A 6,235-nucleotide genomic window follows, 5' to 3' on the forward strand; every position below is an offset into this window, starting at 1 on the left:
TGGATGCAAGTAAAGTTTTACTTGAATCCAACTTTGGTTTTTGCCTTGCGCTTGAATTGTTTTTCATATAATTTTCTCACCCTTTCGATGGTATCGGCTTGCTGCGGGCTCTTGTCATCCCTGATGCGCATGACCCGTGCAAAGCGCAGGGCAAATCCTGATCTGTAGTGGAGGCTGCGTTGAATTTCGTTGTAAGCGATTTCCACAACAATTTCAGGCTTCACGTAAACAGTATACTCATCCTCGGAGATTTTGAGCCTCTGGAGCTTTTGCGTTATCTCCGTGAACTCCTGATCACTCATACCCTTAAAGGTTTTACCCACCACCAAGAACTCTCCAGATTTTTCATCTCTTGCAGCCAAATGATAGTTGGAAAGCCAGCCTGTTCGTCGGCCGTAGCCCCAATCTGCAGCCACAATTACAAGATCCAGATGCTCAGCCGGTTTGATCTTGAACCACTTTTTGCCCCTGGCACCTGGGGTGTAAGTGCTCTCTAAGGATTTAGCCATCAGTCCCTCATGACCCAGTTTCATGGCGCCTTTGAGGAAGCGCTCTGCTTCTTCCTGATTATCGGTAACAATTCTATTAGTTAACAGATACCTGTTGCAAATTTGCGATAGATACTCCCATCTCTTTTGGTAGGGAATATCAATGAGAGGATTTCCTTCCACATAGATTAAATCAAACAGATAGAGTTTGACAGGAACTTCCTGCATCATTTTGGTTATATTGTGTACTCGTCTGAACCTGCGCATCAATTCCTGGAAGGGCAGGGGTCGATCCTTGTCGCCGACAGCGATCACTTCTCCATCCAGTATGGCAGTATGGACTTTCACCTCTTTTCTTATCAGTTCTACTATCTCCGGTAAACTATCGGTGACATCGCTCAGATGTCTACTGTAAATTTTAATTTTTTCACCTTGCTTGTGGATCTGTACCCGGGCACCGTCGAATTTATATTCGAGTGCACTCTTCCCACCATGTTCGGTAAAGACTTGGGTAAAATCCTCGGCCAGTTCTGCCAACATGGGTTGGATGGGTTGGAAAAGTTGCAGGTTGATTCTCTCCAGTTTTTCCTTTCCTGTGACCATTCCGACTCTTGCCACTTCTCCCAAGTTACCGGTGAACATGCAGGCTCGTCTTACCGATACCAAGGATGTACCTACTGCTTGTGCTATGGCTTGCATCATTACTCCTTCACTTACTCCGTGCTGCATCTCGCCAAAAATAATTTTTATCGCATATCTTTCTTCAGCAGGGCTTAATCGAGCGAACAAATTAGTTAATAAGGTATACTTCTTCTGTCGTGATCCCCGGCCAGAGGCGGCTGCGATTTCAGCAAAATAATTATGAACCTCCAAAATGGTGAGAGACTTGCCAAGAGATGGTTTTTTCTTTAAGTCTCTTTTTACCCTCTGAATGGTGCGCCAGCTGACCTCCAAAGTGCGAGGATCAGTATCGGGGAAAATATGTCCGACAATCAATAATACGGCTGGAGGGATTTCTTCTTCTTTCAAAGAATGTAAGAAATCACTGATTAATCGAGTTTTCTCCAATTTTTTGGTAGTAGCTTCAAGTTTCTCACACAAACTCACTAAATCCCTGAAAGCTGTATTATTTAATACCATTAGACTCTCCTTTTAAATTAATAGTTATGGAGTCATTTATCAAGATATTTTTTCTATTTTTCCAATTCATCAAAAAATATTACCCAAGATTAAAGCTTCTTTAACTATTTTATTTACTGTAATATAATATTTATTAGAAAAAAGATGAATGTAGGAAAGGAAGAGCTTAAAACTTATTTCTGGGATATTGATTTTAAGTCTCTTGATTTTGAAAAGTTTAGCTTTTATGTAATAGAAAGGCTTTTAGAATTCGGAGATGAAAAGGCTACAGAATGGATGATTGATTATTATGGAACAGAAAAAGTGAAAGAAGTTGTTAAAAAGAGTAGAAATATATCGAAAAAGACAGCAAACCTATGGAGCATTGTATTAGAGATTCCTTTCAAGGAAATTGAATGTATGAAGAAATCCTCACAAAAGAGACAAGAGAAGTTCTGGAATTACTAAAAAAATTAAATGTGTTAAAAAATTTCTATTTAGCAGGAGGCACTGGCCTATCTTTTCATTTAAAACATCGAATTTCAGATGATTTAGATTTTTTCTCCCAAAAAGAGATAAACACTGAAGAAATAATTCAGAAAATCAAAAAAAGAGGTAAGTTTAAATTAATAAGAGAAGAGTGGGGAACTGTAATAGGAACTTTGAATAATGTAAGAATTAGCTTCTTTACCTATCAATATCCACTTTTGAAACAATTAAAAAATTTTAAAAATGTCAATGTTGCTGATATTATTGATATTGCTTTAATGAAGATTTCCTCTATTTCCAGCAGAGGAAACAAGCGAGATTTTATCGACCTGTATTTTATATGTAAAGAGGTTATTTCTTTGGAGGAGCTGTTAAATCTATTTGATAAAAAATACAGGGAGATTGAATACAATAAGAGTCATATAATAAAAAGTTTGGTCTATTTTGAAGATGCCGAAAGAGAGCCAATGCCAGATATGTTAGTAAAGGTTAACTGGGATGAAATAAAAATTTATTTTGAAAATGAAATAAAAAATTTTTCATTTTTAAAAAATATTTGATTCTAAAGTTTTAGAAGGGAGATTCTTTCATTCAAATATGGAATTATAGGGAACGTTAAAAATAAATAGATGTAGGGCAAGACTTTAGCCTTGCAAAAAGCAACCTCCGAATCAACCCATGAAACAAGTTCAGGGCAAGGTTCGGGGTAGGTTCTAAAGGGTTGCCCTACGAAGAAAATGTCACCTTATTTATGCTGTTCACTATAACTAAATTTTCAAATTTCGATTCGCATCATATCAAAAGAGAGAAGAATTTCATTTTTATACATTACGCTCGCTTCTTTTAATAATATGGATTCCTTATTTTCACACAATGAATCGAAATGGGTTAGAATTAATTTTTTTGCTCTGGTTAAAGATGCGATCTCTCCTGCCTGAAATGATGTAGTATGCCCTCCTTTGTTAACCTCTTCCTCATACTGATGGGGAAAAGTGCTTTCGTGTATTAATAAATCGCAATCAAGAGCATTTTTAATAATATTTAAGCAGGGTTTTGTATCTCCTGAATATACCATGGATTTTCCGTTTTTCTCGACTATTTTGAATCCTATTGCTTCGATTCCATGTTCTACTGAAAAACTGAAAATTTCATAATGATCAGAGTCGATTATTTTTATTTTCTCAACAAGTCTAACAGGTGATATGTTTATTTTGAATCCATTTTTAGCTTTTTCAAAAAATAGATTTAAAAATGCATGGAGGAAACTGTCAGATTTCTCAGGACAGAAAATGTTAAGTTCCCTTTTTCTCTTTTTAAGTAACATTTGATGGACAAGGGAGGGAAGCCCATAGATATGGTCAGGGTGAACATGAGTTATTAGAATGTTATTAATATTCATAAAATCAATCCCAACCTGGGAAATTTTCTTAACAGGGCTTCCACTACAATCAATCAGAAAAACTTCATTGAACACTTTAACCAACAGGGAGGTGTTATCTCTTTTAGATGTTGATTGTCCTGATGCAGTTCCTAAAAAATATATTTCCACATTAAATATTTTATCAATAAATTAATTTTTACAGAATTATTTTTAATAAAGATTGGGTAATTAGAAGATTAATCTATTTTTTCCCTCGAAATCAAAAAATTTTTCCTATTAGTGAATTAAAAAAGTTCCAAATGAAAAAATTTTTTTAGATCTTCGTAAGAGATTTTCCCATCTATGTATTTATCGACATTTTCTTTTTTCACTTTAAGGATGAACTTTACTTCTCTTTCAGAAATTGGATAATATTCTTTACCAAAAAATACAGTAAATAAGATCCAGTCAGTTTTCTGGATGTTTTTTAAGATACCCCCATACTCTGCGGTGGTTTTAATAAGAGCTTCTTTTAAGTTTTCAATGGCTTTTTTCTCCAATTCTTTCTTTTCTTTTTCTCTCTCAGATGGATAGAGAAGCCCTCCAACAACCCCTCCTTCAACACCTCCAACAACACCTTTTACTTCTACTTCTATTTCTTTTCGCTCTTTTTTAGTTGGTTCCTCTTTTTTTGCTTTTGAAATTTCCTCTTTCTGAACTTTTTCGATTTCTTTTAAAGCTTTTTCCATCTCTTTTTTTGCTTTTTCCTGCTCGATTTTAGTTATCTCCATTAGTTTTTTAGTTTTCTCCAATTCTTCTCTTGTTTTTTCCATGTCTATTCTTAATAAGGTATAGCTTCGATAGGGTGCATCCAGGATAAAGATAATACCAAATTCTTCTACAGGAAACCCTGTTACTTTAATTCTATCAACATATAAATATTCATCTTTTTTGGGAAATTTCTTATCTATTACTTTTTCAATTATCCCGGAAAATACAGAAATTTTTTCATAAACATCTGACTTTTGAGTCTGAGAAAAAAGAATAAAATAAAAAATAACAAGGAGTAACACTAAAAGAAGAATTATTTTTTTAATCATCTCTCTTTCCCTCCTTAATAGGTTTTTAGTTCAGCTCTGACTAAATCGATGTAATCAAATATTTTTCTATTCTGGCTTTCTAAAAGCATGATTGCATTGTAGTAATTCATTAAATCCTCCCTTCTTTTTTCTTCAAATTTAGTCAGAAGCTGATTTAAGGTATTTATGTAGAAAAGCCTTTCTTCCTTTTGTTGTTTTTCGATTCGATTTAAAAGTTCTAAAAAAGCTTTCTGGCTTCTTTCTTCAAATTCTTTCTCAGATTCTTTCTGGGCTATTTCCTGATTAACCTGAGGAACTATATTTTTTGTTTTACCGAAATTCAATGAAAATTTGCCAAAGCTCACATTAAAATTTGAAATTGAAAGGAAAACTATAATAATAATTGCGGCAAGACTATATGCAAGTGACTTATAAAAAAAGGCAATGTTTTCTCTCTGCTTTATAGGAACTAAAAAAGTTTTTTCTGATTCAGGAGCTTTCCATTGCTCCAGGATATTTTTTGCATCTTTTATTTCTTCTAAATCAATTTTGCATTGAGCACATCCCTTTAGATGATTTTCAAATTCATGTTTTTTTTCTTCAGGTAGTTCATCATATATATAATCGATTAAATAAGGTTTTATTTCACATTCCATTTTGATTACCTCCTTTCAAAAATTGGAGAGAGATAATTTTTTAGATTTTTTAACCCATAAAACATCCTTGATTTCGCTGTTCCTTCGGGAATGTTCAAAATCTCTGAAATTTCTTTGAAGCTAAAACCCTGGTATTCCTTTAGCAAGATAACCTCCCTCTGATCTTCAGGAAGATGTTTAAATGCATTTTCAAAAACTTCTTTAACATCGCTTTGATTTGAGTCTTTATGAAAATCGAATTTGTTTAATTCTTCATGACAAGATTTCCTATGATTTAGATGAGTTCTTGCAGTATTCAATGCGACAGATGTAATCCATGAGGAAAATTTATTTTTATCCTTAAGTGCCTTGAGATTTTTAAACACTTTCACAAAAGTCTCCTGAGTGAGATCTTCTGCATCTTCCTTGCTACCAGTAAATCTGTACAATAAAGAAAAAATTTTGTTTCTCCATCTAATTACAAGGTAATTAAATGAATTTATATCTCCTTCTAAGAACATACTAATTAAATCCTCATCTCTCATTCTTCAATTATACAGACTGGAATTTTTCCTATAAAGTTCAAAAAATTAGCAGGTTTTTCCTGAAATAATGATTTATTTGACATATAAAATTAGAAGTGCTTAAATAAAAACAATCAAAAAAAGGAAAAAAAGAAATGTCAATTACATCAAAAGCTTTTATCGAAAAATTAATCTCCCTACAGGAATCCAATGATTCTTTAGATATATTAATTTCGAACTACCTTAAAAAATTTGCCCATATTGCTGATGTATCCTTTGGTTCATTCTTTATCTTCAAAAAAGAAAAAAATGATTTCTATTTATTTTCAATGAAAAAAATAGGAGATTATGAAGAAAAAGAAAAAATCCTAAAAAGAATTGAAGAGGGGAGAAAAAAAGGAATAGTTCCTCATGTGGGAGTGCACCCCTAAAAGTGGACACTAAATTAAGACACATTTTCAATATATAACTCATTTCCCAACCTATCTTCAAATTCAACTGGCGATAAATAACCAATTGATGAGTGAAGACGCTTTTTGTT

General features: G+C 33.3%; 8 protein-coding genes. 3 read left to right on the forward strand and 5 right to left on the reverse strand.

The features are described 5' to 3' along the window. Positions 1–17: 17 nt before the first annotated feature. A complete protein-coding gene (locus AB1410_04190; GenBank protein MEW6455898.1) occupies positions 18–1,628 on the reverse strand; it encodes an ATP-dependent DNA ligase in 1,611 nt (536 codons plus the stop codon). Positions 1,629–1,772: 144 nt separating this feature from the next. Between AB1410_04190 and AB1410_04195 the strand changes: the two genes are divergently transcribed. Both AB1410_04195 and AB1410_04200 read left to right on the forward strand, forming a co-directional pair. Next, entirely contained in the window at positions 1,773–2,075 is a 303-nt protein-coding gene (locus AB1410_04195; GenBank protein ID MEW6455899.1) for a hypothetical protein, read from the forward strand. Next, positions 2,024–2,656: a nucleotidyl transferase AbiEii/AbiGii toxin family protein gene (locus AB1410_04200; protein MEW6455900.1), complete on the forward strand. Its 633-nt coding sequence runs from the start codon at positions 2,024–2,026 to the stop codon at positions 2,654–2,656. Before AB1410_04195 ends, AB1410_04200 begins: the two co-directional genes overlap by 52 nt. Positions 2,657–2,871: 215 nt before the next feature. On the opposite strand, the gene AB1410_04205 is transcribed toward AB1410_04200, so the two are convergent. From AB1410_04205 to AB1410_04220, 4 genes are all read right to left on the reverse strand, one after another. Further along, positions 2,872–3,645, reverse strand: coding sequence for an MBL fold metallo-hydrolase (locus AB1410_04205; protein ID MEW6455901.1), 774 nt, complete (start codon positions 3,643–3,645; stop codon positions 2,872–2,874). 116 nt (positions 3,646–3,761) lie between these two features. Then, the gene (locus AB1410_04210; GenBank protein ID MEW6455902.1) at positions 3,762–4,556 is read right to left on the reverse strand and encodes a hypothetical protein; all 795 of its coding nucleotides are present in this window, start codon (positions 4,554–4,556) and stop codon (positions 3,762–3,764) included. A 14-nt stretch (positions 4,557–4,570) separates the two neighbouring features. Beyond that, positions 4,571–5,191, reverse strand: a complete 621-nt coding sequence (locus AB1410_04215; GenBank protein MEW6455903.1) for a zf-HC2 domain-containing protein — start codon at positions 5,189–5,191, stop codon at positions 4,571–4,573. A 5-nt stretch (positions 5,192–5,196) separates the two neighbouring features. Continuing rightward, positions 5,197–5,715 carry an RNA polymerase sigma factor gene (locus tag AB1410_04220; GenBank protein MEW6455904.1) on the reverse strand — a complete coding sequence of 173 codons (519 nt, stop codon included), beginning with the start codon at positions 5,713–5,715 and terminating at the stop codon, positions 5,197–5,199. Positions 5,716–5,849: 134 nt separating this feature from the next. Between AB1410_04220 and AB1410_04225 the strand changes: the two genes are divergently transcribed. After that, positions 5,850–6,125, forward strand: coding sequence for a hypothetical protein (locus tag AB1410_04225; GenBank protein MEW6455905.1), 276 nt, complete (start codon positions 5,850–5,852; stop codon positions 6,123–6,125). Positions 6,126–6,235: the final 110 nt, after the last annotated feature.

Source organism: Acidobacteriota bacterium (assembly GCA_040756905.1).
Taxonomy (GTDB): Bacteria; Acidobacteriota; Aminicenantia; order JBFLYD01; family JBFLYD01; genus JBFLYD01.

Bases quoted from the DNA above. Each gene is read 5' to 3' on its own strand.
- AB1410_04225 (MEW6455905.1), top strand. From the start codon at position 5,850: ATGTCAATTACATCAAAAGCTTTTATCGAAAAATTAATCTCCCTACAG.
- AB1410_04215 (MEW6455903.1), bottom strand. From the start codon at position 5,191: ATGGAATGTGAAATAAAACCTTATTTAATCGATTATATATATGATGAA.
- AB1410_04210 (MEW6455902.1), bottom strand. From the start codon at position 4,556: ATGATTAAAAAAATAATTCTTCTTTTAGTGTTACTCCTTGTTATTTTT.
- AB1410_04195 (MEW6455899.1), top strand. From the start codon at position 1,773: ATGAATGTAGGAAAGGAAGAGCTTAAAACTTATTTCTGGGATATTGAT.
- AB1410_04190 (MEW6455898.1), bottom strand. From the start codon at position 1,628: ATGGTATTAAATAATACAGCTTTCAGGGATTTAGTGAGTTTGTGTGAG.
- AB1410_04220 (MEW6455904.1), bottom strand. From the start codon at position 5,715: ATGAGAGATGAGGATTTAATTAGTATGTTCTTAGAAGGAGATATAAAT.
- AB1410_04200 (MEW6455900.1), top strand. From the start codon at position 2,024: ATGTATGAAGAAATCCTCACAAAAGAGACAAGAGAAGTTCTGGAATTA.